The 24,362-nt window shown below is 65.4% G+C and carries 24 protein-coding genes; 10 read left to right on the forward strand and 14 right to left on the reverse strand.

The window, feature by feature from the left end:
• Positions 1-154: 154 nt before the first annotated feature.
• From IB234_RS12430 to IB234_RS12485, 12 genes are all read right to left on the reverse strand, one after another.
• Positions 155-427: a DUF971 domain-containing protein gene (locus IB234_RS12430; protein ID WP_192318027.1), complete on the reverse strand. Its 273-nt coding sequence runs from the start codon at positions 425-427 to the stop codon at positions 155-157.
• Entirely contained in the window at positions 424-1,392 is a 969-nt protein-coding gene (locus IB234_RS12435; protein ID WP_192318029.1) for a HEAT repeat domain-containing protein, read from the reverse strand. The genes IB234_RS12430 and IB234_RS12435 overlap by 4 nt, the downstream gene beginning before the upstream one ends.
• On the reverse strand, positions 1,389-2,246 hold the full coding sequence (locus tag IB234_RS12440; RefSeq protein WP_192318031.1) for an ABC transporter ATP-binding protein: 858 nt from the start codon (positions 2,244-2,246) through the stop codon (positions 1,389-1,391). The genes IB234_RS12435 and IB234_RS12440 overlap by 4 nt, the downstream gene beginning before the upstream one ends.
• Positions 2,243-3,022: an ABC transporter permease gene (locus IB234_RS12445; RefSeq protein ID WP_192318033.1), complete on the reverse strand. Its 780-nt coding sequence runs from the start codon at positions 3,020-3,022 to the stop codon at positions 2,243-2,245. The genes IB234_RS12440 and IB234_RS12445 overlap by 4 nt, the downstream gene beginning before the upstream one ends.
• Positions 3,023-3,145: 123 nt before the next feature.
• Positions 3,146-4,552: an ABC transporter substrate-binding protein gene (locus IB234_RS12450; RefSeq protein WP_192318035.1), complete on the reverse strand. Its 1,407-nt coding sequence runs from the start codon at positions 4,550-4,552 to the stop codon at positions 3,146-3,148.
• 217 nt (positions 4,553-4,769) lie between these two features.
• Complete coding sequence (locus tag IB234_RS12455) at positions 4,770-5,015, reverse strand: ferredoxin family protein (protein WP_043310664.1); 246 nt, start codon at positions 5,013-5,015, stop codon at positions 4,770-4,772.
• Between the two features lie 74 nt (positions 5,016-5,089).
• On the reverse strand, positions 5,090-6,814 hold the full coding sequence (locus tag IB234_RS12460) for a fumarate reductase/succinate dehydrogenase flavoprotein subunit (protein ID WP_192318037.1): 1,725 nt from the start codon (positions 6,812-6,814) through the stop codon (positions 5,090-5,092).
• Entirely contained in the window at positions 6,811-7,560 is a 750-nt protein-coding gene (locus tag IB234_RS12465) for a GntR family transcriptional regulator (RefSeq protein ID WP_192318039.1), read from the reverse strand. The genes IB234_RS12460 and IB234_RS12465 overlap by 4 nt, the downstream gene beginning before the upstream one ends.
• 174 nt (positions 7,561-7,734) lie before the next feature.
• Positions 7,735-8,619 (reverse strand): ChaN family lipoprotein, encoded by an 885-nt coding sequence (locus tag IB234_RS12470; protein ID WP_192318041.1) that lies wholly within the window; start codon positions 8,617-8,619, stop codon positions 7,735-7,737.
• A gap of 18 nt (positions 8,620-8,637) precedes the next feature.
• A complete protein-coding gene (locus tag IB234_RS12475) occupies positions 8,638-9,405 on the reverse strand; it encodes a heme ABC transporter ATP-binding protein (protein WP_192318043.1) in 768 nt (255 codons plus the stop codon).
• Entirely contained in the window at positions 9,405-10,388 is a 984-nt protein-coding gene (locus tag IB234_RS12480) for a FecCD family ABC transporter permease (RefSeq protein WP_192319070.1), read from the reverse strand. Before IB234_RS12480 ends, IB234_RS12475 begins: the two co-directional genes overlap by 1 nt.
• Positions 10,389-10,438: 50 nt before the next feature.
• On the reverse strand, positions 10,439-11,281 hold the full coding sequence (locus tag IB234_RS12485) for a heme/hemin ABC transporter substrate-binding protein (RefSeq protein ID WP_192318045.1): 843 nt from the start codon (positions 11,279-11,281) through the stop codon (positions 10,439-10,441).
• A 384-nt stretch (positions 11,282-11,665) separates the two neighbouring features.
• Between IB234_RS12485 and IB234_RS12490 the strand changes: the two genes are divergently transcribed.
• The 6 genes from IB234_RS12490 to IB234_RS12515 all read left to right on the forward strand — a co-directional run bounded on the left by IB234_RS12490 (position 11,666) and on the right by IB234_RS12515 (position 17,556).
• On the forward strand, positions 11,666-12,187 hold the full coding sequence (locus IB234_RS12490) for an RNA polymerase sigma factor (protein WP_192318047.1): 522 nt from the start codon (positions 11,666-11,668) through the stop codon (positions 12,185-12,187).
• Between the two features lie 61 nt (positions 12,188-12,248).
• Positions 12,249-13,205, forward strand: coding sequence for a FecR family protein (locus IB234_RS12495; protein WP_318652009.1), 957 nt, complete (start codon positions 12,249-12,251; stop codon positions 13,203-13,205).
• Between the two features lie 208 nt (positions 13,206-13,413).
• Complete coding sequence (locus IB234_RS12500) at positions 13,414-16,056, forward strand: TonB-dependent receptor (RefSeq protein ID WP_192318049.1); 2,643 nt, start codon at positions 13,414-13,416, stop codon at positions 16,054-16,056.
• A gap of 120 nt (positions 16,057-16,176) precedes the next feature.
• A complete protein-coding gene (locus tag IB234_RS12505) occupies positions 16,177-16,758 on the forward strand; it encodes a biliverdin-producing heme oxygenase (RefSeq protein WP_192318051.1) in 582 nt (193 codons plus the stop codon).
• A 5-nt stretch (positions 16,759-16,763) separates the two neighbouring features.
• Positions 16,764-17,174, forward strand: coding sequence for a YbaN family protein (locus IB234_RS12510; RefSeq protein WP_192318053.1), 411 nt, complete (start codon positions 16,764-16,766; stop codon positions 17,172-17,174).
• A gap of 55 nt (positions 17,175-17,229) precedes the next feature.
• The gene (locus tag IB234_RS12515) at positions 17,230-17,556 is read left to right on the forward strand and encodes a Rieske (2Fe-2S) protein (protein ID WP_192318055.1); all 327 of its coding nucleotides are present in this window, start codon (positions 17,230-17,232) and stop codon (positions 17,554-17,556) included.
• Positions 17,557-17,572: 16 nt separating this feature from the next.
• On the opposite strand, the gene sfsA is transcribed toward IB234_RS12515, so the two are convergent.
• Positions 17,573-18,280 (reverse strand): DNA/RNA nuclease SfsA, encoded by a 708-nt coding sequence (sfsA, locus tag IB234_RS12520; RefSeq protein WP_192318057.1) that lies wholly within the window; start codon positions 18,278-18,280, stop codon positions 17,573-17,575.
• Positions 18,270-19,451, reverse strand: a complete 1,182-nt coding sequence (locus IB234_RS12525; RefSeq protein WP_192318059.1) for a pyridoxal phosphate-dependent aminotransferase — start codon at positions 19,449-19,451, stop codon at positions 18,270-18,272. The genes sfsA and IB234_RS12525 overlap by 11 nt, the downstream gene beginning before the upstream one ends.
• Before the next feature lie 197 nt (positions 19,452-19,648).
• On the opposite strand from IB234_RS12525, the gene dksA reads away from it, so the two are divergent.
• From dksA to IB234_RS12545, 4 genes are all read left to right on the forward strand, one after another.
• Positions 19,649-20,089 carry an RNA polymerase-binding protein DksA gene (gene dksA, locus IB234_RS12530; protein WP_192318061.1) on the forward strand — a complete coding sequence of 147 codons (441 nt, stop codon included), beginning with the start codon at positions 19,649-19,651 and terminating at the stop codon, positions 20,087-20,089.
• A gap of 96 nt (positions 20,090-20,185) precedes the next feature.
• Positions 20,186-21,073, forward strand: a complete 888-nt coding sequence (gluQRS, locus tag IB234_RS12535) for a tRNA glutamyl-Q(34) synthetase GluQRS (RefSeq protein ID WP_192318063.1) — start codon at positions 20,186-20,188, stop codon at positions 21,071-21,073.
• Positions 21,074-21,204: 131 nt separating this feature from the next.
• Positions 21,205-21,381: a hypothetical protein gene (locus IB234_RS12540; protein ID WP_192318065.1), complete on the forward strand. Its 177-nt coding sequence runs from the start codon at positions 21,205-21,207 to the stop codon at positions 21,379-21,381.
• Positions 21,365-24,319: a sensor histidine kinase gene (locus tag IB234_RS12545; RefSeq protein ID WP_192318067.1), complete on the forward strand. Its 2,955-nt coding sequence runs from the start codon at positions 21,365-21,367 to the stop codon at positions 24,317-24,319. The genes IB234_RS12540 and IB234_RS12545 overlap by 17 nt, the downstream gene beginning before the upstream one ends.
• Positions 24,320-24,362: the final 43 nt, after the last annotated feature.

Here is a 24,362-nt window from a genome sequence, read left to right on the forward strand (position 1 = left end):
TATGCTCGCCTCATATAACTAAAAAATAACAAATAATTTTATTTATCAAACTTTATTGAATATATGAGCTTCCAGAATTTCGGGATTGCCTCCAAGCCTCGGCCAGTGGCTCGCGTGTGAACACGCGCAGCTCTCGCCACTTGCCCTCGATGGCTCAGTCCATATCGCGCAGGTAGCTCCAGGGAAAGATGCCCTTGTCGTGGCCATCGCTGAACACCAGCTGCACGCCATAGCCCTGCTGGCTGATGGCGCGCAGGCGCACCTCGCTCGGCGCCGTATCGATACGCCCGTGCAGGCGCGCCGCGCGGCACTGCGAGCAGGGGCAGGCGGCGCGCAGGCGGGCGTGGCTGAGCTGGCTGACCTGGCCGTCCGGCCACTCCAGGCGCAGCTGGCCGGCAGCGCTGCGCAAGGCGCTGGGCGCGTTCATCGCGCGGCGCCCTGCAATTGGCCGAGGGCGATGCGCACGGCCTTACGTACTTCGGGGTCGCCATCGTTCTCCGCCGCCTGCAGGGCCGGCAGCGCGGCCGGATCGGCCAGTTCGCCGAGGGCCAGGGCCGCTTCCTTGCGCAGGTTGCTGATGCTGTGGCCGAGCAGCTCCACCAGCGCCTCCAGCGCACTGGCGAAGCGCAGCTTGCCGAGTGCTCGGGCGGCGCGCAGGCGCACCTGCCAGTAACCATCGGCCAGGGCCTCGACCAGCGCCGGGCCGGCCTCAGTCTGGCCGACCTTGCCCAGGGTAGTGGCGGCCTCCTCGCGCACCTGCCATTCACGATCACGCAGGGCCGCGCGCAGGGCCGGCAGCACGCTGGTGTCGCAGGCCAGGCCAAGGGCGCCGGTGGCGGCGCGGCGCACTTCGGTGTCCGGGTCGCGGCTGGCCAGGTTGGCCAGGGCCGGCAGCGCGTCGGTCTGCTTCAGCCAGCCGAGGATGCCGACCGCCTCGCGACGAACGAAGGCATCGCTGTCATGCAGCGCGCCCAGGGCCAGCGGCGCAGCCTCGGCCAGGCGCAGCTCGCGCAGAGCACGTAAAGCGCTGGCGCGGACGAAGGCATCGCCATGGGCAGCCCAGGGCAGGATCACCCTGCCCGCCTCGGCGCTCTTCAGCTCGGAGAGGCTCTGCGCAGAGGCGGCACGCACTTCCTCGGCGGCATCGGCCAGGGCGGCGCACAGGGCTGCAACTACCTCGGGCTCCTCCCAGGCTTCCAGCAGACGCGCGGCCTCTGCGCGTACCTCGGCGGCGGGGTCATCGCCCAGGGCCTGGGTCAGCCAGGGCAAGGCGTCGGGGTCTTCCAGGTCGGCCAGCTCGATCAGGGCGATGCGGCGCACGCCGGCGTCGGCATCGGCCAGGCGCGGCTGCAGGTCGAGGATGTCCGGATTGTCGGTAATCAGAGCAGTCATAGGGCGATTCGCAGTGGCGGATGTTCGGTGGTGGGCAGGCCCAGCGGCGTGAGGCGCGGCAATTCGCGGCCGTCCTCGTGGCGCAGCAAGTCCAGGCAGTGGCGCTTGAGGTGGACGAAGCCGGGGCTGGTCAGCAGGCTGGCGTTGCGCGGGCGCGGGAAGTCCAGACGCAGGTCCTCGATGAAGCGGCCCGGACGCGGGCTCATCACCAGGATGCGGTCGGCGAGGAACAGCGCCTCGTCGATATCGTGGGTGACGAACACCACGGTGGTGCGGATGCGCGTCCAGATATCCAGCAGCAGCTCCTGCATGCGCGCACGGGTCTGCGCATCCAGTGCGCCGAACGGCTCGTCCATCAGCAGCAGGCGTGGGCGGTTGATCAGCACGCGGGCGATCTCGGCGCGCTGCTGCATGCCGCCGGAGAGCTGGTTGGGCCAGCGCGCAGCGAAGTCCTGCAGGCCGACCAGGCGCAGCATCTCGGCGGCCTGGCGACGCCGCTCGGCGCGGCCTATGCCCTGCATCTTCAGGCCGAAGGCAACGTTGTCCAGCACGCTGCGCCAGGGCAGCAGGGTGTGGTGCTGGAACACCATGCCGCGCTCCGGCGAGGGGCCGGCCACCGGCGCGTTGTCCACCAGCAGGCTGCCGCCGGCGGGCCGCAGGTGGCCGGCCAGAGCGCCGAGCAGGGTCGACTTGCCGCAACCGGACGGGCCGAGGATGCAGACGAACTCGCCGGGCTCGACGACGAAGTCCAACGCCTGCACCGCCTCGAAGGCCTCGCGGCCCTGGCCGAGGCGGATGGACAGCTGGCGGCCGTCGATGCGGCCGGGCTCGGGGGCTTTCTGGTAGACGCTCATCGCTGTGCTCCGCTGCGGTACCAGGGCGTGGCCAGGCCGCCGAGGCGCTTGACCAGGCCGCTGCTGGCCATGCCGAGCAGGCCGATCAGCAGCATGCCGACGACGATGTCCGGGTAGTTCTGGATGGTGTAGGACTCCCAGGTGTAGTAACCGATGCCGAACTGGCCGGAGATCATCTCGGCGGTGACCAGGCAGAACCATGAGGTGCCCATGCCGATGGCCAGGCCGGTGACAATGCTCGGCGCCGCGCCGGGCAGGATCACCTCGCGCAGGATGGCCAGGCGCCCTGCCCCCAGGCTGCGCGCCGAGGCGATCAGGCGCGGATCGACGCCCTCCACGCCGTGGATAGTGTTGAGCAGGATGGGGAACAGCGCGCCGGTGAAGGTGATGAACACCATCGACAGTTCCGACGACGGGAACATCAGGATGGCCAGGGGAATCCAGGCCACCGCGGGAATCGGCCGCAGCACTTCCAGTGGCGGCAGCAGGCTGTCCTCGGCCCATTTCGAGCGGCCGATGGCCAAGCCGAGCAGCACGCCGATCACGGCGGCGCTGAGGTAGCCGGCGAATACCCGGCCCAGGCTGCTGCCGAGGTGCGCCAGCAGCTGGCTGGAGTGCAGCAACTGCCAGGCAGCGCCAAGCACGGCGCTGGGCGTGGGCACATAAGTGAAGGTGAGCAGGCCCAGGTCCAGGCGCGTGGTGGCAGCCAGCTGCCAGAACAGCAGGCAGGAGGCCAGCGAGGCCAGACGCAGGGGCCAGCGGTATAAATGATTCATGAGAATCTCCAGGTCATGGACCTCCCCTCTCCCTTTGGGAGAGGGGCCGGGGGTGAGGGTTTAGCTGGCAACACCGGCCCTCACCCCAACCCTCTCCCGGAGGGAGAGGGAGCTGTCCGTCCATCAAAGACTGGCGACGGCCTGCTGGTTGGCGCTGACGAAGTCCAGCGCGGTGCCGCCGTGCTGCTGGGCGTAGGCCTCGGCCTGGTCCTTGAGCAGGAAGGCGGAGAGCTCACCCTTGCCGTTGCGCACGAACCAGGCCTGGTTGGCCAGCAGCTTGATGCCGCTGTCGGTGGCCTGGGCATAGATGGCGCGGATGTCCTTGCCCTCCTGCTCCAGCGCGGCCAGGGCCTTGAGCGCGGCTTCCGGCGAGCTGTAGTGGCGCACCTTGTCCTCGCCACGCACCCAAATCTGCGCCAGGCGCGAGACGTCGGTGATCGGCTTGCCGGTCAGCGCGTCGTTGGCCTTGAGCGGCAACGGCTGGTAGTCGGCCAGGGCCTTGTCGTAGTCGCGACCGGCCTGCTTGAAGGCGGCGCGGATGTACTGGTCGTCGACGAACTGGTCCACGTCCAGGCCGCGGTCGGTCTTCTTCAGCAGCTTGAGGGTGTCGATGGAGGTGGCCAGCGCCTTGCGGTACTCCGGCTTCCAGGTCAGGTCGCGGGTCTGCAGGCCGAGCGGGCCGTGGAACAGGTAGTTCACCTCGGCCTCGATGCCGGTGACCTTCTCGATCAGCTCGCTGTACTTCTCAGGCTGTTCGGCGAACAGGCGGTCGGCCTCGATGCTGGCACGCAGGTAGGCGGTGACCACTTCCGGGTACTTCTTGGCGTACTCGGCATCGACCAGCGCGCCATGGAAGGTCGGCGCGTTGGCCTGCGAGCCGTCGTAGATCTTGCGGGCGAAGCCACGGTTGGGGAACAGCTCGGCGAACGGCACGAAGTCGGCATGCGCCTCGATGCGGTTGCTGCGCAGGGCCGAGCCGGCGATTTCCGGGGCCTGGGCGATGATGCGCACGTCCTTCTGCGGGTCCCAGCCTTGCGCGGCGACGGCACGCAGCAGCATGCCGTGGGCGGTGGAGGCGAATGGCACGGAGATGGTCTTGCCCTTCAGCTCGGCCAGCGACTGCACGCTGGAGGCCGCCGGCACTACGATGCCGTTGCCGCTGCCACGGGTGCTGCCGGACAGCACACTGAGGAACAGGCTGCGCTTGCCGGCATCGAGGTGGGCGACGCCGTTGAACGAGCCGGGGAAGTCGGCCATGGCGCCGAAGTCCAGCTTGCCCGCGACCATCTCGTTGGTCAGCGGCGCGCCGCTGGTGAAGTTCTTCCACTCGATCTCGTACTTCACGTCCTGGTACTTGCCATCCTTCGGCAGGTACTTGTCGAGCAGGCCTAGCTCGCGGATGAGCAGGCCGCCGGTGGCGCAGTTGATGGTGGTGTCCTGGGTGCCGATGGCGACGCGGATGGTCTCGGCCTGGGCGTGAACGGTGGCGATGGCCAGGGCGAGGCCGGCCAGGGTGGTACGCAAGCGCATGGGTGTTTCCCCTCGAATCATGAGTATTGGAATCGTCTCCGCCAGTCGGTCGGCTGGTGGGAAACGAGGGGTTGGTGCATCAGGCGTCCGGCGGTGGGCCGGGTAGCGTTTTCGCTCCCTCTCCCCTTGGGAGAGGGTTGGGGTGAGGGTGTTCCAGGCGACTCGGCCTCCCTCATCCGCCCTTCGGGCACCTTCTCCCGAGGGGAGAAGGAAGAACTCAGCGCAGCAGATAAGGGATTTCCACCTTAACCGCGCCGGTCGGACAGTCCTTCTCGCAGGGCATGCAATACCAGCACTCGTCGAAGGCCATGTAGGCCTTTTGCGTCGCCGGGTTGATCGCCAGCAGGTCCATCGGGCAGACCTCGACGCACACGGTGCAGCCCTTGTGGGCGATGCACTTGTCCTCGTCGATGGTCACCGGCGCATTGCTGCGAAAGAAGATTTCCTGGGGCTGGTAGGCCATGTCACGGTTCCTCGGAGCCTGTGGCTCTCTCGTTTCTGTGGCCCCTGCTCGGGGCCTTGCACGCGGTGTTGTGGTCAGGCGGCGTCGCTACGCACCCGCAGGCGCTCATAGGCGTGCTGCTCCTCGTCATCCAGCGGGATCAGGTACGGCTCCACCGGCTTCTTGAAACTGGTCATCTCGCCGACCTCACCCTTCTTCAGGTGGCAGTGGGCGAACCACTCGACATCGTTGCGCTGCGGGTGGTCGACACGGTGGTGGTACAGGCCCCAGCGGCTCTCGGCGCGGAACAGCGAGGCGCGTGCGGCCATCTCGGCGCAGTCGCGGATCACGCTGACTTCCAGGGCGCGCATCAGCTCGTGCGGGTTGTTGGCCTTGAGTTGGTCGAGGTCGCGCTGGATATCGGCGAAACGGGTCAGGCCGATCTCCATTTTCTTGGTCACCTTGGGCGGCTGCAGGTAGTCGTTGACCATGCGCCGCAGCTTGTACTCGACCTGGGCTGGCGGCAGGCCGTGCTCACGGTTGAGCGGCGCATAGACCCGCGCCTGCTCGCGCTCGACCTGCTGCGCGTCGACCTCGGTGAAGTCACGCCCGGCGATGTACTCGGCGGCGTTGACCCCGGCGAACCAGCCATAGGTGAAGGCGCCGAGCATGTAGTTGTGCGGCACGGCGGCCATGTCGCCGGCCGAGTACAGGCCCTTCACGCTGGTCTCGGCCTTCTCGTTGACCCACACACCCGAGGCACTGTGGCCAGAGCAGAAGCCGATCTCGGAGATGTGCATCTCGACCATGCCGGTGCGGTAGTCGGTGCCACGGTTGGCGTGGAACTGGCCGCGACTGGGGCGCTCGTTGCTGTGCAGGATTTCCTCGATGTTCTGGATGGTTTCCTCGGCCAGGTGGTCGAGCTTGAGGAACACCGGGCCGTTGCCGCCCTCCAGCTCCTGGTGGAACTCCCACATCATCTGCCCGGACCAGTAGTCGCACTCGATGAAGCGCTCGCCCTTGTTGTTGGCGGTGTAGCCGCCCAGCGGGCCGGTGACGTAGGCGCAGGCCGGGCCGTTGTAGTCCTTGATCAGCGGGTTGATCTGGAAGCACTCCAGGTTCGCCAGCTCGGCGCCAGCGTGGTAAGCCATGGCGTAACCGTCGCCGGCATTGGTCGGGTTCTCGTAGGTGCCCATCAGGTAGCCCGAGGCCGGCAGGCCCAGGCGCCCGGCGGCACCGCAGGCGAGCACCACGGCCTTGGCGCGGATCAGGTGGAAGTCCGCCGTGCGGCAATCGAAGCCCATCACCCCGTTCACCGCGCCCTCGGCGTCGGTCAGCAGGCGGGTAGCGATGACCCGGTTGGTGATCTCCACCCGTGCGCGCTTGAGCTGGCGGTACAGCACCTTCTTGATGTCGTGCCCCTCGGGCATCGGCAGCACGTAGGCGCCCATGTGGTGGACCTTCTTCACCGCGTAGTCGCCGGTCTCGTCCTTCTCGAACTTCACGCCCCAGCGGTCGAGCTGCTCGATGGTCTCGAAGCTCTTGGTGGCGTAGGCGTACACCGCCGCCTGATTGACGATGCCGTCGTTGGCGATGGTGATTTCCTTGGTGTACTGCTCCGGCGTGGCGTGGCCGGGGATCACCGCGTTGTTCAGGCCGTCCATGCCCATGCTGATGGCGCCGCTGCGCTTGACGTTGGCCTTGTCCAGCAGCAGCACGCGCAGCTCGCGGTTGGCCTCCTTGGCCTTGATCGCCGCCATCGGGCCGGCGGTGCCGCCGCCGATCACCACCAGGTCGTATTCGCGTTCGATGGTGTTCATGCGTGGGAGCCCTTCTGGCGGTCGATGCGCAGGCGGTACTGGAAGGCGTCACCGCGGTAATAGAGGTATTCGAAGTCCAACGGTGTGCCGTCGGCGGCGTGGGTCAGACGCTCGATACGCATGATCGGCGCGCCCTCCTCCACGTTCAGCGCGCGGGTCAGGTCGGCGTCAGCCAGCACCGCGTCGATGGCCAGATCGGCATGGCCGAGGGCGATGCCGCAGTCGTTCTCGATGATCAGGAAGATGTCGCGCGCCACCAGATCGGCCTTCTCCAGCTTCTCGCCGACGGTGCGCGGCACGTAGGTGACTTCCAGCGATACCGGCTCACGATTGACCAGGCGTACGCGCTTGATCTCGGTCACCGGCGCGCCCTCCTCCAGCCCCAGGCGCTCGGCGACACGAGCGCTGGCCGGTAGATGCTTGAGGCTGTGCAGGCGGTTGATCACCTCGTAGCCCATCTGCGACATGGACTCGGCCAGGCCCTGCAGAGTGCTGACGTTCTGGAACGCCTTGGGCTTGGCGACGAAGGTGCCCTTGCCGTGGATCTTGAAGATCAGCCCTTCCTTCTGCAGGTCCCCCAGCGCCTGGCGCACGGTGATGCGGCTGACGCCAAACGCCTGGCCCAGCTCACTCTCCGAAGGCATGCGGCTGTGCGGCGGATAGGTACCGTCGAGGATGCGCCCACGCAGCAGCTCCTTGAGCTGGCTGTACAGCGGCACGGGGGACAGGGGAAGCAGTTCGGCCATGTTCTCGTCTCTAATCTCTACTTGTCATAACAAGCTGTGACGAGAAAATAATGGATATAAGAATTCAAAAACAAATACGAAATTTACATAAGCATATAGACGCCCGTTAGCACGGGCATATTGAAAGCCTCCTAGGCCTGCCCGCTCGTCCTGCCTCGACGGCCCGTGTCGGAGCTAGCGACGCAATTCGGCGCAGTGATCTTTTGCAGGGTTGGCCGCTGTATGCCAGACATAGTCGGCACTACCGGGCTCAGGCTCGCTACCGACCTCTGCAAACACCAGCACGGCGTTGCCGCTCGCCAAGCCCAGATCGCTCAGGTGCAGGGGCACGCCCAGATCCCGGCGAACATGAAAAGCGCCCGCCAGCAGCAGGGAAGGCTGCGGTGCGGCAGCCAGGCGTTCGGCCATGTGCCGGTCGCGCTGCTGCTGCACCGCAAGCATCGCGGGAATCTGGCTATCTGGGAGCAGGCCGCAGTGTGATGCGCGGATGTCCTGCTCCAGCTTCTGCTGGACCGCCGATGCCGTGGAGGCCTGCCCCTCCAGCCTGGGCCGCTGCCGGTAGATCTGCATGATCTCGGCTCGATCCAGATTGGCCGACAGCAAGGGGGATGGCTGGCGCAGCTGGTAACCGACCAGGGCACCGTACAATCCCCAATCCCAGCCCGCCTGCCAGTCCAGAGCCGCATAGGCATCCGCCGGGGGGCGCCCCGCACGGGTATCCGCCTGCGCCTGATCGACCGCAGCCTGCTGACCGGGCCCGATCATCTCCATCAGAACGCTGCCCTGCGGACGGCGTACCGCCAGCTCTCGCAACAACCACAGCTGCAGGGCGTGATGGTCTGGGTTGTCGTGCTGCTCGCCGACCAGCACGCGCTGAGCGCTGGCCAGGCGTTCGACCAGTTGCCCGGGTTCGAGCCGGTCACCGCTGGCCAGCTCGATGATCTGGCCCAGTTGGGCATGGTCACGCCCCTCGGGGGCGATGGGAGCCGGTGGTGGCAGCACGCCACGGGCCTGGCAGGCAGCCAGGAGGGAAAGACAGCAGAGGAGAAACATTCGCATGGGCGTCTCTCGCTGGACTCAGCGTGCAATGATCAACGGATGGCCGCGCTCTGGGTGGCGCTGGACCAAGACCTCGAGACCGAACACTTCGTATAGCGGCCTGTCCTGTAGAACCTCAGAGGGACTGCCCAGGGCATGGGGCTTGCCCTGCCGCAGCAGCAAGATGCGGTCACAGTAGCGGGCGGCCAGATTGAGGTCGTGCAGTATGACCAGCACCGCCGCTCCCTGGCTCGCGAAGTCTCGTACGGCCTGTAGTGTGGTGTGCTGGTGAAGCGGGTCGAGGGCGGAGGTCGGCTCGTCCAGCAGCAGTGCCTGCCCTTCGCCGCCCGGCCACAGCTGCGCCAGCACTCTGGCCAGATGCACGCGCTGACGCTCACCGCCGGACAGCGCCAGGTAGCTGCGCTCACGCAAATGACCGGCATCCGCAGCATGCAGCGCAGCATCGACGATCTCTCTGTCACGCAATCTGCCACTGGCGTGCGGCAGGCGCCCCATGGCGACCACGTCGACCACCGCAAAGGCAAAACTCAAACTCGAACTCTGCGGCAGCACGGCCAGGCGCCGCGCGCGCTCCTGAACGGGCCAGTCGCCGAGGAGACGACCATCCAGACGGACATCTCCGGATGCCGGGATCAGCTCGCCGCACAGGGCGTCGAGCAGGGTACTCTTGCCCGCACCATTGGGCCCGAGCACACCCAGAACCTCACCGGGCCTGAGGGCTAGATCGACCTCATCCAGCACCAGCGCCCCTCCACGGCGTACGCCAAGCCCACTCGCCTGCAGCATCAGGCTTTCCCCCGTACCAGCAGGTAGAGGAAGAACGGCGCACCGATCAGCGCCGTGACGATACCGATTGGCAGCTCGGCCGGGGCAAGCACCAGCCGGGCCAGCAGATCGGCCAGCAGCAACAGGCTCGCACCAGCCAGCAGCGATGCCGGTAGCAGCACGCGATGATCCGGCCCGACCAGCAGGCGCATCAGGTGCGGCACCACCAGGCCGATGAAACCGATCAGCCCAGCTGCCGCGACGGCGGCGCCGACGCCCAGCGCCGTGCACAGCACCAGCTCGCGCTTCAGGCGTTCCACATCGAACCCCAGGTGGCGCGCCTCCGACTCGCCCAGCAGCAACGCATTGAGCGCCGATGCCCGACGCGGCAGCCAGAGCGCCACGCCAGCGGCCACCAGCAGCAGCGGCCACAGGCGCGGGTAACTGGCACCGTTGAGGCTGCCGAGATTCCAGAACGTCAGGCTGCGCAGGGTGGCGTCATCCGCCAGGTAGGTGAACAGGCCGACGCCCGCGCCGGACATGGCAGTGAGCGCGACGCCCGCCAGCAGCATGGTCGCGACGTTGGTCTGGCCATCGCGACGCCCGAAGCGATAGACCACGGCAGTCACCGCCAGGCCACCCATGAAGGCACAGAGGGAAAGCAGATAGGGCGCCCAGGCTGGCGACAGGCCTCCGACCATGCTGCCACCAACGATGGCCACGGCAGCGCCCAGCGCCGCACCGCCAGACACGCCCACTAGGCCGGGGTCGGCCAAGGGGTTACGAAACAGGCCCTGCATCGCCACGCCGGACAACGCAAGCGCAGCACCGACGCTCAGCCCGAGCAAACTTCGCGGCAATCGTATCTGCCCGACGATAAGCTCGGCCTGCTCCAGCCCCCGGGCCTCGACCGGGAGACCGAACAGGCGCAGTGCCGCCATCAGGGTATCGCCCAGGGGAAGACGGATCGGCCCCAGGGCCAGCGACAGCCAGAACGAGAGCAGGAGCATAGCGCCCAGAGCCAGCAGCAATGGGCGAGGTCGTAACAGCGGGTTCATCGATCCTCGACAATCAGGGCCTTTTGCGCAGGATAAAAGGCTGCCGACAGCTCGGCCAGGCTTTCCGGCAGTCGCGGGCCGAGACCACCGACCAGCAGGGTCGGATCCAGGCCCAGCAGGCGCCCCTCTCGCCCGGCGCTGGTCTGCATGATCACCGGGTTCTGGTGCACCAGGGCCTGGCGCGCGGCCTCTCCCTGCAATGCGCGGTCCGCGAAGATGATGACCTGCGGATCCATGGCTAGGAGAGCCTCACTGGAAATCGATTTGTAGCCGGAATGATCGGTACGGCTCTCGCCACCCGCCTGCTCGATCAGCCAGACCGCCAGACTGTCCTTGCCCGCCGCCATCGTATTGCTACCGGCATGCCCCAGGAGCATGAGTACGCGCGGCGGCGCCTGATGGCTCCTGGCCTGGGAAACCCATGCGGCCTGCCGCTGCAGACGCTGGCGATAGGTGGAGATCAGTTGCTGGGCTCGCACTGGCTCGCCCAGCAACTCGCCGATGCGCAGCACATTGCGCTCCAGTACCGCCTGGTCGGGGGTGGCAGGCAGCGTTTCGATACGGATCCCGGCCGCACGAATCTGCGCGATCACGGGTGGCGGCCCCATCTCCTCGCTGCCAATCAGGATGTCCGGATGCAGAGAGAGCACGCCCTCCGCGGACAAGGCGCGCTGGCTGGTGGTGTCAACGCCCACCAGACGGCTCTCGCCACCCAATGCGACGACCCATTCGCTCAGCGAACCGCCGGAGCTGACCCAGCGCTGGGGCAGGTCATTGGCCGCGGCGGCATGGCTGAACAGCATGCTGCTGCTCAGTAGAACGGCTTTTATCAGACGCATCTCAGGCCTCCAGAGCCAGGGAAATTTCGACCAGCCACACCAGTCCGTACGCTTCGGCACCCCGCACGCGGCAACAGCCTCGAACAGCCCGGACTGCCCCTCGGGCAGATGTCGCCAGCGGCAGTGCAGCGTGGATGAGGCGGTCATGGCTTTGCTCGCCAGGCTGTCGAATGTGCTTCCGCACCAAGGTATTTCGGATGCATAAGGCGCTGCGCAGGTTATCCCAGCGAATCCAAAAAACCCATAATCATGAGAAGCATTCTCATAAGAGAATTTATCCAATGACGATCCATGCGGACGATCGAGCACGCCAAGCACGCGGGGTTGTGCCCGCGCCACCCACTGAATAATAATAATTATCATTTTGTGCGAGATGGATATCTTGTGAGCAGTTCCAACCTCGATACGGTGTTTCTCGCCCAGCGCACTCCCCTGCTGCGGACACTCGCCAGAATGGTCAAGAACCCGAGCATCGCCGAAGAGCTCGTTCAGGAAACCTATCTGCGCGTTGCTCGTACGCTGCTGCAGCGCAAGGTGGAACACCTGGAGCCGTTCCTGTTCCAGACCGGGCGCAACCTCGCTCTCGATCACCTGCGACGCCTGCGTATGCAATCTCGCACTCTGTTGGATGACATCTCGGACGAGGAGCTGCAGGCCGTACCATCGAATGCGCCGTCCGCCGAGGAGGGCCTGCATGCCGAGCAACTGCTCGAAAGGCTGGGATCCGCGGTGGAGCGACTGACTCCGCGCCAGCAGCAGATATTCATCCTCAGCCGCCTAAACGGATGTGGCTACGCCGAGATCGCCGATCAACTGGGCGTATCGGCGAGCACGGTGCAGAAGGAACTGAAGCTGATCATGGCCATCTGCATCGACGTCCTGGATCGCCTGGAAGAATCGACGTGATGGGCTATCCATCCATCGGGGCCTGGACGACAATGAGCGCTCTCGCCCCGAGGATTCACGCGTGACCGCTTCATCCCAGACAACGACAGCCGATGCACAGCGTCTTTCCGAAGCGCTGGACTGGCTGATTCGACTGGAGGATGCCGACGAGGACACCCGCAGAGCATTCGAGGCCTGGCTGCAGGCCAGCCAGGAGAACGAGCGCGCCTACCGGCGAGCCAGCCAGTTGTGGGGATCGCCACTGCTCGATGTGGCCGCCGAGGGTCTGCAGCATCAGGCTAACCACCGACACCGCCAGCGACGGCGCCTCGCCCGGCGAGCGGCGGCCTCTGCAGCAGGACTGCTGATCGCCGTCGCCGCCGTGTTGCAGAGCGACATCCCGCAACGCCTGCAGGCCGATCATGTGACATCCGTCGGTCAGCGCCAGCAATTGCAGCTGGCGGATGGCTCACGCGTCCTGCTGAACACCGATACCGCCCTGGCCAGCCGTATGGATGACTATCGGCGCACGACGCGCCTGCTCTACGGCGAAGCCTATTTCGACGTCGCCCATGATCGCAGCCGCCCTTTCGAGGTGGATGCGGGGCCGGTGCAGGTCAGCGTTCGCGGCACCGCTTTTGCCGTGCGCTACCTGAACGAAGAGGCGGAAGTCAGCGTGGAACGGGGCGAGGTGGACCTGCGTACCCGACGTAACGACTCCAGCGTGGTCCTGGGTGCCGGCGACAGCATCCGCGTCGGCCCCGATGGATTCGGCACGCGCACACACACAGCCAGTAGCCAGCCACACCTGGCCTGGGTGCAGGGCCGTCTGGTATTCGACAACTGCCCGCTGGGCGAGGTGCTCGCCGAGCTTCGCCGCTACTACCCCGGCTGGATCATCAGTACCGACGAGCGTCTGGCCGGGCTCAATGTTACCGGCAACTACCGCCTGGACGATCCGCTCGGTGCGATGCGCTCGCTTGCCCAGGTGACCTCCTCTCGCCTGCACGAGCTGCCTCACGTGCTGATCCTCGACTGAGCCGCACACACCCCACGCCGCGCCACCCCTGCCGCCGAAGTCTGGTCCAGACGATACGGCTGTGTGCTTCCCCTGCACCTACTCCATCAGCCAGATTTTTCTGGGCCGAAAGTTTTTTTACGCGATCCGGCGAACTCGTTCGTTTCGTCAAATGCCAATGCTATTAATTCGCATTTAAATGACGAATACTGACCAGAAGAGAGCTCCGATGAACGCCTCCTCCCGACGCTCCACCCTCGATCGCCTGCGTACCCCAGCCGATCTCCCGCTACGCGCCATGTCCCTGCTGGCACTGTCCGTCGCCCTGGCCTCAGCGCCCACCGGCATGGCCCTGGCGGCCGAGGTGAGCGCTCACTCCCAGGCCGGCTTCCGCTTCGATATCGCGCGTCAGCCACTGAGCTCCGCACTCAACGCATTCAGCGAAGTCACCGGCTGGCAGATCGGCCTGCAGGCGGAGCTGGCCGAGAACATCCAGTCGCCTGGCGTCTCCGGCAGCCTCTCCGCAGAGCAGGCACTGCGCCGTCTGCTGGGAGGCAGTGGGCTGGTGTTCGTGCAGGTGGGGCCGAACAACGTCGTGCTACAGCGCGCCGCACACTCAAGGGCCATGGAGCTGCAACCGCAGACCATCACAGCTACCCGCCGCTCCCAGAACGTCGATGATGTGCCGAACACCGTCAGTGTCCGCGGCCGCACCGAACTCGACCGCAACAACGTCAACAACATCCGCCAACTGGTGCGCGACGAGCCCGGCGTGTCCGTGGGCGGAGCCGGCCAGCGTGCAGGCACCACCGGCTACAACATTCGCGGTATCGATGGCGACCGGGTGCTGACCCAGGTGGACGGGGTGGAAATCCCCAGCAGCTTCTTCTACGGCCCTTATGCGCAAACCCACCGGAACTATGTCGACCCGGAGATCGTCAAGCGCGTGGAGATTCTTCGCGGCCCGGCCTCCGCCCTGTATGGCAGCAACGCCATCGGCGGCGCGGTCAGCTATTTCACCCTGGACGCGGACGACATTCTCGACGAAGGCCGTGATGTCGGTGCGCGCCTCAAGAGCGGCTACAGCTCCGCCGACGACAGCTGGCTCACCTCGGGCACCGTGGCGGGCCGTCACGACGCCTTCGACGCCCTGCTGCACCTCTCTCAGCGCAACGGTCACGAGACCGAGTCCTACGGCAATACCGGCAGCACCGGGCTAGGCCGCACCGAAGCCAACCCCGAGGACGTACGCACCACCAACCTGCTGGCCAAGCTGGGCTGGAATTACAACGACAGCGACCGTCTGCAACTGACCTACGAGAAGTACAAGGACGACCGCGACACCGACCAACTGAGCGCGGTGGGCGGACCGTTCAACGCCCCGACCCCCGGTGTAGGCTCCGGCTACTATCGCGATCGCAGCGGCAACGACACCATCACCCGGGAACGTTTCGGCCTGGAGCATCGCCTCGCGCTGGACAGCCTGCTGGTCGACAATCTGAAGTGGAGCCTGAACTACCAGATTGCCAAGACCGACCAGAGCACACAGGAACGCTACGTACCGGGCAATCCCTTCACTGGCGCCGTCAGCCGCGACGTGATGCGCTACCGCGACACCTACTACAAGGATCGCCAGTGGGTGCTCGACGCCCAGCTGGACAAGGCATTCGCCATCGGCGCGACCGATCACCTGCTGACCTATGGCCTCAACATCAAGCGCCAGGAAGTCACCGGCCAACGTTCCGGCAAGGGCGTCTGCCTGCGCGTGCTGAGCGCCGCCTGCCCGACGATCGGCGCGATCAGCACCAATGCTGCCGACACCATCGCCACGCAGAGCGACTTCCCCGACCCGACCATCCACTCCTACGGCCTGTACCTGCAGGACGAGATTCGATGGAACCAGTGGACCTTCCTGCCGGGCGTTCGCTATGACTACACCCGCCTGAGCCCGGAGCTGACCGACGAATTCCTGGCCAACATCAACGGCACCGACGTCACCGGCTACAACGATGACGACAAGACCTGGCACCGGGTATCACCCAAGCTCGGCGTGACCTACAGCTTCGACGACCACTACACCTGGTTCGGCCAGTATGCCGAAGGCTTCCGCACGCCAACCGCGAAGGCCCTGTACGGCCGCTTCGAGAACCTGGCGGGAGGCTACACCGTCGAGCCCAATCCTGATCTGGAGCCGGAAAAGAGCCGCGGCCTGGAAACCGGCCTGCGTGGCAATTTCGAATCGGGCAACTTCGGCCTAACCGCGTTCTACAACGAGTACCGTGACTTCATCGACGAGGACCAGCTACAGCCCAACTCCGGCAACCTCGAGTTCCAGAGCCGTAATATCCGTCATGCCAGTATCCGTGGCATCGAAGCCAAGGGCCGCCTGAACCTCGACAGCTTCGGAGCCCTGCCGGGCATGTACGCTCAGGGGATGATCGCCTATGCCCGGGGGCGCAACGACGACAACGGCGAACCGCTGAACAGCGTCAACCCGCTGACCGGCGTGTTCGGCCTCGGATACGAACAGGAGCGCTTCGGCGGCCTGCTGAACTGGACAGTGGTCAAGCGCAAGACGCGCATCGACAACACCAGTTTCAATGCGCCGGACGGCACCAGCCGCCAGTTCGCCAGCCCCGGCTTCGGCATCCTCGATCTCACCGGCTATTACCAGATCACCGACGACCTGACGGTCAACGCCGGCATCTACAACCTGACCGACAAGAAGTACTGGCTGTGGGACGACGTACGCGGCTACGCCAGCGTTGGCGAAAGCGGGCTGGGCGAGGCGGCTGTCACAGCACCGGCCAACCTCGAACGCCTGACACAGCCGGGTCGCAACTTCGCCATCAACCTGGTCTGGGACATCTGACCCATACCCGAACTGCCCTCCCATCCGCCAGCACCACTGACTGGCGTGGAAGGGCAGTTTTACGCGTTCCAACGCTTCATTCGTCTCGTCTCACTGACACCCTATCTAAAGGACATCACCATGAGCACGCTGCGCTCCCAGCGCCTCAATCAGGCCACTCACGCCCCGCACGAGCGCCTCGACAGCGCCGTCAAGGCGCATGACCCATTCAGCAGCCGCGAGAACTTCACGCCCTTCGTGCAGGCACAGTATCTGTTCCAGTCCGAGTTGCAGGCGCTCTATCAGGACGCCGAACTGATCGCCATCTTCCCCGACCTCGCCGCGCGCTGTCGCGCCCGTCAGGCTCAAGCCGACCTGGGTGACCTGGGCGCCGCCCTGCCGAAGGCGATACCGGGTGCTCCGGCAGAGCTCTCGCGTGCCGAAGCGCTTGGCTGGCTATTCGTGTCCGAGGGTTCCAAGCTCGGCGCCGCCTTTCTGATCAAGCGTGTCGCCGCACTGGGCCTGAACGAGACATTCGGCGCCCGTCACCTGGGCGAACCAGAGGGTGGCCGTGCGGCTGGCTGGAAGCTATTCACCCAGACACTGGACGACCTACAGCTCTCCGATGAGGAAGACCGGCAGGCGGAAGCGGGTGCCCTGGCGGCGTTCGAGCGCTTCACGGTGCTCCTGCAGCACAGTTATGCGCAGGCCCTGGCCGCCTGAGCTCCATGCCTCGCTCTCCTCTGGTCCGGTTGCTGTATGCCCTGCTCGCCTATGCCTCGCTGGGCGTAGGCTTGATCGGGTTGGTAGTGCCTGGGCTGCCGACCACGGAATTCGTGCTGCTCGCGGCCTGGGCTGCCTCCCGTAGCTCGCCCCGCCTGAGTCGATGGCTGGAGAATCACCGCCTGTTCGGCCCGATCCTCTCCAACTGGCGCAACGGGCGTGCCATTGCACGGCAAGCCAAGGTTGCCGCCAGCCTGTCGATGCTCGTGGCGCTGCTGGTCATGCTCACCACCCTGCCACATGGCTACTGGCTCTATGCGGTCATCGCCGGCATGGCCATCGGCAACCTGTGGATCTGGTCGCGCCCCGATCGCACACCGATGGCCGCAGCCGGCACGACACCTCCCGACGCCTGAAGAGCGACAGGCTCCGGCGCCTGGGCGATAATCGCCGCCCCGTGTGGAGATGCCGATGATCCGACTGTGCGCCCCCCAGGAGCTGACCGAAGGCTGCAGCCGAGGCTTTTCCATCCAGAACCGCAGGCTGCTGGCGGTACGCCGCGATGGCAGACCCTATGTCTACCTGAACCACTGCCCTCATCGCGGCCTGGCGCTGGAATGGCGGGAAGACGACTTCCTGGACGACAGCGGCAGCCTGCTTCGCTGCGCCCACCACGGTGCGCTGTTCCTGATCGAGAGTGGCGAGTGCGTGGCGGGGCCCTGCTCCGGACAATCGCTACGTGCACTTCCCTGCCGGGAGGATGCCGACGGCCTGTGGGCGGAGTTGCCACTGCGCTGACGAAGAGCAGGATGGATCAGATCTGCACGGCCAGCCGGCGCATGAGACGAACTTCGCTCGGGCTGATGTCGACCCCATAGGCCAGTAGTTCGACCCCCTCGGCTATCGCCGTCTTCAAGGCCGCTGCATACGCCGGGTCGATTTCCGCAGCCGAACGTACCGAATCGATTCCGCTCAGATTCACGCAATACAGCAAAACCGCACGGGCACCGTTCCGAGCCAAGGTGGTCAGTTCGCGCAGGTGCTTGGCACCGCGTTCGGTCACCGCATCGGGGAAGGCAGCGGTTGCCGAATCGGAGAACCCGAGGGTGACGCTCTTGACCTCGACCATGACCGAGCCCGCGGCATAGTCCAGCCGAAAATCCGCCCGACTGCCCTCGGTGCCGTAGGCTACCTCGCGCTTAAGGCCACTGAAGCCGACGAGCTCGGTGATGATGCCGGCATGCAACGCCTCCTCCACCAGTGCGTTGGCACGTCCGGTATTGAGGCACGCGAGGCGACCATGCGTCGTCTCGCCAAGTTCCCAGGTGCCCGGGAGCTTGCGCTTGGGGTCGTTGGAGCGGCTGAACCAGACACGGCCACCGGGCACCAGGCAGTTGAGCATGGAGCCGGTATTCGGGCAGTGGATGGTCAGCGCCTCACCGCTGCTCGTTTCGATATCGGCCAGGAAGCGTTTGTAGCGCCGCAGCAGACGCCCCTCCTCGAGTGGCGGATCAAAGCGCATCGGGGTTCCAGGTCTTCAGGCCACGGGCAATACGCTCGACGGCTTGTTCCAGGCGCTCGATGCTCTGCGTATAGGCGAAGCGCACGTGATGGCCGGCCAGATGGCGGCCGAAGTCCAGCCCCGGCGTGAACGCGACGAGCTCGGTCTCGATGAAGTGCCGGCAGAAGGCGAAGGCATCACCACCAAAGGCCGAGATGTCGGCATATAAATAGAAGGCGCCTTCCGGCTCCACGGCAATGCCGAAGCCCAGTTCGCGCAGGGCCGGCAGCAGATAGTCGCGACGTCGCTGGAACTCGTGGCGCCGCTCTTCGAAGATCGCCAGGGTGGCCGGCTCGAAGCAGGCAAGAGCGGCATGCTGGGCCATGGAGGGCGCGCTGATATAGAGGTTCTGCGCCAGTTTCTCCAGCTCCGGCACCGCGCTCGGCGGCGCCACCAGCCATCCCAGGCGCCAGCCGGTCATGCCGAAATACTTGGAAAAACTGTTGAGGACAAAGGCGTCATCGTCCACTTCCAACACGCTGGCCGCTTCGGTGCCATAGGTCAGGCCATGGTAGATCTCATCCACCACCAGATGACCACCACGCTGCTTGAGCGTACTCGACAGCGCAGCCAGCTCGTCCAGGTGCAGCAGGGTACCGGTGGGGTTGGCCGGCGAGGCGACCAGGGCGCCGACGCTGTCGCCATCCCAGTGCCGCTCGACCAGTTGCGGAGTGAGCTGGTAGCGACTTTCGGGGCCGACCGGCACCAGCTGCGCAGCGCCTTCCACCAGGCGCAGGAAGTGCCGATTGCATGGGTAGCCGGGATCGGCCAGCAGCCAGTGTTTCCCTGGATCGACCAGCAGGCTGGAGGCCAGCAACAGCGCCCCGGAACCGCCGGGAGTAATCAGGATGCGTTCGGGGTCGATATCCACACCATAGCGGCTGGCGTAAAAACCCGAGATGGCCTGACGCAACTGCGGGATGCCGCGCGCAGCAGTGTAGCGGGTGTGCCCGGCGGCCAATGCTGCCTGGCCGGCACGGATAATCGGCTCGGCAGTGGTGAAGTCGGGCTCGCCGATCTCCAGATGGATCACGTCGTGGCCGGCGGCCTGCAGTTCGTTGGCACGCGCCAGCAGCGCCATGACGTGGAAAGGTTCTATGGCGCGACTACGCGCACTGAAGGGCTGGGCCATCGGCCTTCCTTTATTGAACAAAAGGGGAGATTCTAACCAACTGCCCGAACGGCTTGTAAGACGCGAGACAACCGGGAGTAGCATCGCCCGAATCGATCTGGTAAGTTCGCCGGCTTGCAGCCGCAGGCCCGGCGCCATTTGCCGGCAAAGGAACCGATCCTGCGCAATGGATCAGAGAGAGTGAGAGGCGGTCATCCATGCCCACAAAAGCGAAAGACAACAGCCAGCTAGTTCGTGGCTTCGAGCCCTACAAAGAGAAGAAGGGCGAGGAATACATGAGCGAGCCGATGCGGGCTCACTTCACCGGCATCCTCAACAAGTGGAAGCTGGAGCTGATGCAGGAAGTGGATCGCACTGTGCACCACATGCAGGACGAAGCAGCCAACTTCCCCGATCCGGCAGATCGTGCCAGCCAGGAAGAAGAATTCAGCCTGGAACTGCGAGCTCGCGACCGCGAGCGCAAGCTGATCAAGAAGATCGACGAGACACTGCAGCTGATCGAGGACAACGAGTACGGCTGGTGTGACTCCTGCGGTGTCGAGATCGGCATTCGCCGCTTGGAGGCCCGCCCGACCGCGACCCTGTGCATCGACTGCAAGACGCTGGCGGAAATCAAGGAAAAGCAACTCGGTTCCTGATTCCGAACGGGGCGCCAAGGCGCCCCGTTTCATTTTTGGCGCCCCATCGCTCCGGTATCGGCGCACCAAGGTGGATAGCAACACAGCTTCGCGCTCATGAAAGACGCCTCCTATATAGGGCGCTTCGCGCCTACTCCCAGCGGATACCTGCATTTCGGCTCGCTAGTCGCAGCGCTAGCGTCCTACCTGGACGCCCGCAGCATTGGTGGCAAGTGGCTTCTGCGCATGGAGGACCTCGACCCTCCGCGGGAAGTCCAGGGTGCGCAGGATGCCATTCTGCACACGCTGGAGGCTTATGGTTTCGAGTGGGATGGCGAGCTGGCACGACAGAGCGCACGCCACGCGGAATACGCCGCGCTGATCGAGCGCCTGTTCAGCCAGGGAATGGCCTATGCCTGTATCTGCTCGCGCAAGCAGCTTGAGGGTTCCGGCGGCATCTATCCCGGTACCTGCCGCGACGCCGGCCATTGCGCCGATGGCGCCGCCATCCGCCTGCGAGTGCCATCGCTGGAATATCGCTTCATCGACCGCGTGCAAGGTGAGTTTCGCCAGCATCTCGGTCGTGAGGTGGGCGACTTCGTCATCCAGCGCCGCGACGGCCTGTTCGCCTATCAACTGGCCGTAGTGCTGGATGATGCCTGGCAGGGAGTGACCGACGTAGTTCGCGGCGCGGACCTGCTCGACTCCACGCCGCGCCAGCTGTATCTGCAGGATCTACTGGGGTTACCTCAGCCGCGCTACCTCCACGTCCCCCTGATCATTCAGCCCGACGGCCATAAGCTGGGCAAGAGCTACCGCTCCCCACCGCTACCACCCGACCAGGCATCCCCTTTGCTGACCCGTGCCCTGCGAGCACTCGGCCAGCAACCTCCCGCCGAACTGGCGCACATCACTCCCAGAGAAGCGCTGGCGTGGGGCATCGCCCATTGGGAGGCGGAACGAATCCCTCGCTGCCGAACACTGGCCGAAGCCCAGCTTCGCTGAGGCGCCAACACTGGCACAACCGTTTGCCTGGCTGCATACCCTTCGATATCCGGCCATCCCAAACACACCCGGGAACTTCCCCGACACGGTGAGCTCCCGTACCATCGGCCCATCCCCTTCGGACCCGATCTATGTATATCTACCGACTGGTGCTGATCCTGGTAGTGGGCATCTACCTGTTCTCGCCCGCCATCATGGACTGGTGGATCGACGCCAATGGCGCCTGGTATCGACCCTACCTGCTATGGCTGATCCTTATCGTCGTCACCCTAATCCTGCAGAGCCAGCGCGATGCCGACGAGCTTTGACCTCAGCCAGCTGATCCTAATCAGCTCCGGCTATCTGTTGTTGCTGTTTGGTGTTGCCTGGATCAGCGAGCGCGGCCTGATCCCACGCTGGGTCATCCGCCACCCGCTGGTCTACACCCTGTCGCTCGGCGTCTATGCCAGCGCCTGGGCGTTCTACGGCACGGTCGGCCTGGCCTACCAGTATGGTTTCGGCTTTCTCGCGAGCTATCTCGGCGTCACGGGGGCCTTCCTGTTGGCGCCGGTGCTGCTCTACCCGATCCTGCGCATCACCCGTACCTATCAGTTGTCGTCGCTAGCCGATCTGTTCGCTTTCCGCTTCCGCAGTACCTGGGCCGGAGTGCTGACGACCCTGTTCATGCTGATCGGCCTGCTTCCACTACTGGCACTACAGATCCAGGCAGTGGCCGACTCCATCGGCATCCTCACCCGCGAGCCGCTGCAGGACCGCTTCGCCCTTGGCTTCTGCGCCCTGATCACCCTCTTCACCATCCTCTTCGGTGCGCGCCACATCGCCACCCGAGAGAAGCACGAGGGGCTGGTGTTCGCCATCGCGTTCGAATCGGTGATCAAGCTGATCGCTCTTGGCGGCATCGGACTCTACGCCCTCTACGGCGTGTTCGGAGGTCCCGGCGAACTGGAGCAATGGCTGCAGCAGAACCAGAGCGCGCTGGCGGACCTGCACACGCCGCTACAGGAGGGGCCGTGGCGGACCCTGCTGCTGGTGTTCTTTGCCTCGGCCATCGTCATGCCGCACATGTATCACATGACCTTCACCGAGAACCTCAACCCGCGGGCCATCGTCAGCGCCAGCTGGGGCCTGCCGCTGCTCCTGCTACTGATGAGCCTGGCAGTGCCATTGGTGCTGTGGGCCAGCCTGAAGATAGGCGCCACCACCAACCCCGAGTACTTCACCCTGGGCCTGGGCCTGGCCATGGGTAATCGCGAGCTGGCGCTGCTGGCCTACGTCGGCGGCCTGTCGGCCTCCAGTGGGCTGATCATCGTCAGCACCCTGGCGCTGTCTGGCATGGCCCTCAACCACCTGGTGCTACCGCTTTACCAACCGCCAGCCGAAGGCAACATCTATCGCTGGCTGAAGTGGACGCGCCGCGGCCTGATCCTGGCCATCATCGCCGCGGCCTATGGCTTCTATTTATTGCTCGGCGCCGAACAGGACCTGGCCAACCTCGGCATCGTCGCCTTCGTCGCCACCCTGCAGTTCCTCCCCGGCGTGCTCTCGGTGCTGTACTGGCCCACGGCCAACCATCGCGGCTTCATCGCAGGCCTCCTCGCCGGCATCGTCGTCTGGGCGGTGAGCATGCTGGTGCCACTGGTCAGCAACCTGCAGGGCGTGCACCTGCCGTGGTTCGACATCGTCTACGTGCTCGACGAGAACAGCTGGCACCTGGCCGCCGTCGGCTCGCTGGCCGCCAACGTGCTGGTATTCACCCTGGTGTCGCTGTTCAGCGAGGCCAGTGACGAAGAGAGGAGCGCGGCCGAGGCCTGCACCGTCGACAACGTGCGCCGCCCACAGCGTCGCGAACTGCTGGCGGGTTCACCCCAGGAGTTCGCCGCCGAACTGGCCAAGCCGCTCGGCGCCGTCACCGCGCAGAAGGAAGTGGAGCGGGCGCTGCGCGACCTGCATCTGCCGTTCGACGAGCGCCGCCCCTATGCCCTGCGCCGCCTGCGTGATCGGGTCGAGGCCAATCTGTCGGGCCTGATGGGCCCCAGCGTAGCCCAGGACATGGTGGAAACCTTCCTGCCCTACAAATCCGGCAGCGAAGCCTACATCAGCGAGGACATCCACTTCATCGAGAGCCGGCTGGAGGACTATCAGTCGCGCCTCACCGGCCTCGCTGCGGAGCTCGACGCCCTGCGCCGCTTCCATCGCCAGACGCTGCAGGAACTGCCGATGGGCGTGTGTTCGCTGGCCAAGGACCAGGAAGTGTTGATGTGGAACCGCGCCATGGAGGAGCTGACCGACATCAGCGCACAACAGGTGGTCGGCTCGCGCCTGACCAGCCTGGAGGAACCCTGGCGCAGCCTGCTGCAGGACTTCATCGAACAGGACGAAGAGCACCAGCACAAGCAGCACCTGGCCCTGGATGGCGAAGTGCGCTGGCTCAACCTGCACAAGGCCGCGATCGACGAGCCCCTAGCGCCCGGCAATACCGGCCTGGTGCTATTGGTCGAGGACGTCACCGAAACCCGCGTGCTGGAAGATCAACTGGTGCACTCCGAGCGCCTGGCCAGCATCGGTCGCCTCGCCGCTGGCGTGGCCCACGAGATCGGCAACCCGGTCACCGGCATCGCCTGCCTGGCGCAGAACCTGCGCGAGGAACGCGAGGATGACGAGGAAGTGGCCGAGCTGAGCACGCAGATCATCGATCAGACCAAGCGCATCTCGCGGATCGTCCAGTCACTGATGAACTTCGCCCACGCCGGCCAGCAGCAGCGCGCCGAGTACCCGGTGAGCCTGGCCGACGTGGCTCAGGACGCCATCGGCCTGCTGTCGCTGAACCGCAACAGCACCGAAGTGCAGTTCTTCAATCTGTGCGATCCCGACCACCTGGCCAAGGGCGACCCCCAGCGCCTGGCCCAGGTGCTGATCAATCTGCTTTCCAATGCCCGTGACGCCTCCCCGTCCGGTGGCGCGATCCGCGTCACCAGCGAGGCCACCGAACAGAGTGTCGAGCTGGTAGTCGAGGACGAAGGCACAGGCATTCCGCAGGCAATCATGGACCGCCTGTTCGAGCCCTTCTTCACCACCAAGGATCCAGGCAAGGGCACCGGTTTGGGGCTCGCGCTGGTCTATTCGATCGTGGAAGAGCATTATGGACAGATCACCATCGACAGCCCGGCCGACCCGGAACGCCAGCGCGGAACCCGATTCCGCGTTACCCTGCCGCGTTATGTCGAAGCGACGTCCGTAGCGACCTGAGTAGTGACCTAGAACCGCCGAGAGCCCGTACAGCGTGCCCCAC

Source organism: Pseudomonas sp. PDM16 (genome assembly GCF_014851865.1).
GTDB lineage: Bacteria > Pseudomonadota > Gammaproteobacteria > Pseudomonadales > Pseudomonadaceae > Aquipseudomonas.

Coding starts and splice junctions, on each gene's coding strand:
- IB234_RS12430 (WP_192318027.1), bottom strand. CDS start 427: ATGAACGCGCCCAGCGCCTTGCGCAGCGCTGCCGGCCAGCTGCGCCTG.
- IB234_RS12435 (WP_192318029.1), bottom strand. CDS start 1,392: ATGACTGCTCTGATTACCGACAATCCGGACATCCTCGACCTGCAGCCG.
- IB234_RS12440 (WP_192318031.1), bottom strand. CDS start 2,246: ATGAGCGTCTACCAGAAAGCCCCCGAGCCCGGCCGCATCGACGGCCGC.
- IB234_RS12445 (WP_192318033.1), bottom strand. CDS start 3,022: ATGAATCATTTATACCGCTGGCCCCTGCGTCTGGCCTCGCTGGCCTCC.
- IB234_RS12450 (WP_192318035.1), bottom strand. CDS start 4,552: ATGCGCTTGCGTACCACCCTGGCCGGCCTCGCCCTGGCCATCGCCACC.
- IB234_RS12455 (WP_043310664.1), bottom strand. CDS start 5,015: ATGGCCTACCAGCCCCAGGAAATCTTCTTTCGCAGCAATGCGCCGGTG.
- IB234_RS12460 (WP_192318037.1), bottom strand. CDS start 6,814: ATGAACACCATCGAACGCGAATACGACCTGGTGGTGATCGGCGGCGGC.
- IB234_RS12465 (WP_192318039.1), bottom strand. CDS start 7,560: ATGGCCGAACTGCTTCCCCTGTCCCCCGTGCCGCTGTACAGCCAGCTC.
- IB234_RS12470 (WP_192318041.1), bottom strand. CDS start 8,619: ATGCGAATGTTTCTCCTCTGCTGTCTTTCCCTCCTGGCTGCCTGCCAG.
- IB234_RS12475 (WP_192318043.1), bottom strand. CDS start 9,405: ATGCTGCAGGCGAGTGGGCTTGGCGTACGCCGTGGAGGGGCGCTGGTG.
- IB234_RS12485 (WP_192318045.1), bottom strand. CDS start 11,281: ATGCGTCTGATAAAAGCCGTTCTACTGAGCAGCAGCATGCTGTTCAGC.
- IB234_RS12500 (WP_192318049.1), top strand. CDS start 13,414: ATGAACGCCTCCTCCCGACGCTCCACCCTCGATCGCCTGCGTACCCCA.
- IB234_RS12505 (WP_192318051.1), top strand. CDS start 16,177: ATGAGCACGCTGCGCTCCCAGCGCCTCAATCAGGCCACTCACGCCCCG.
- IB234_RS12510 (WP_192318053.1), top strand. CDS start 16,764: ATGCCTCGCTCTCCTCTGGTCCGGTTGCTGTATGCCCTGCTCGCCTAT.
- IB234_RS12515 (WP_192318055.1), top strand. CDS start 17,230: ATGATCCGACTGTGCGCCCCCCAGGAGCTGACCGAAGGCTGCAGCCGA.
- sfsA (WP_192318057.1), bottom strand. CDS start 18,280: ATGCGCTTTGATCCGCCACTCGAGGAGGGGCGTCTGCTGCGGCGCTAC.
- IB234_RS12525 (WP_192318059.1), bottom strand. CDS start 19,451: ATGGCCCAGCCCTTCAGTGCGCGTAGTCGCGCCATAGAACCTTTCCAC.
- dksA (WP_192318061.1), top strand. CDS start 19,649: ATGCCCACAAAAGCGAAAGACAACAGCCAGCTAGTTCGTGGCTTCGAG.
- gluQRS (WP_192318063.1), top strand. CDS start 20,186: ATGAAAGACGCCTCCTATATAGGGCGCTTCGCGCCTACTCCCAGCGGA.
- IB234_RS12540 (WP_192318065.1), top strand. CDS start 21,205: ATGTATATCTACCGACTGGTGCTGATCCTGGTAGTGGGCATCTACCTG.
- IB234_RS12545 (WP_192318067.1), top strand. CDS start 21,365: ATGCCGACGAGCTTTGACCTCAGCCAGCTGATCCTAATCAGCTCCGGC.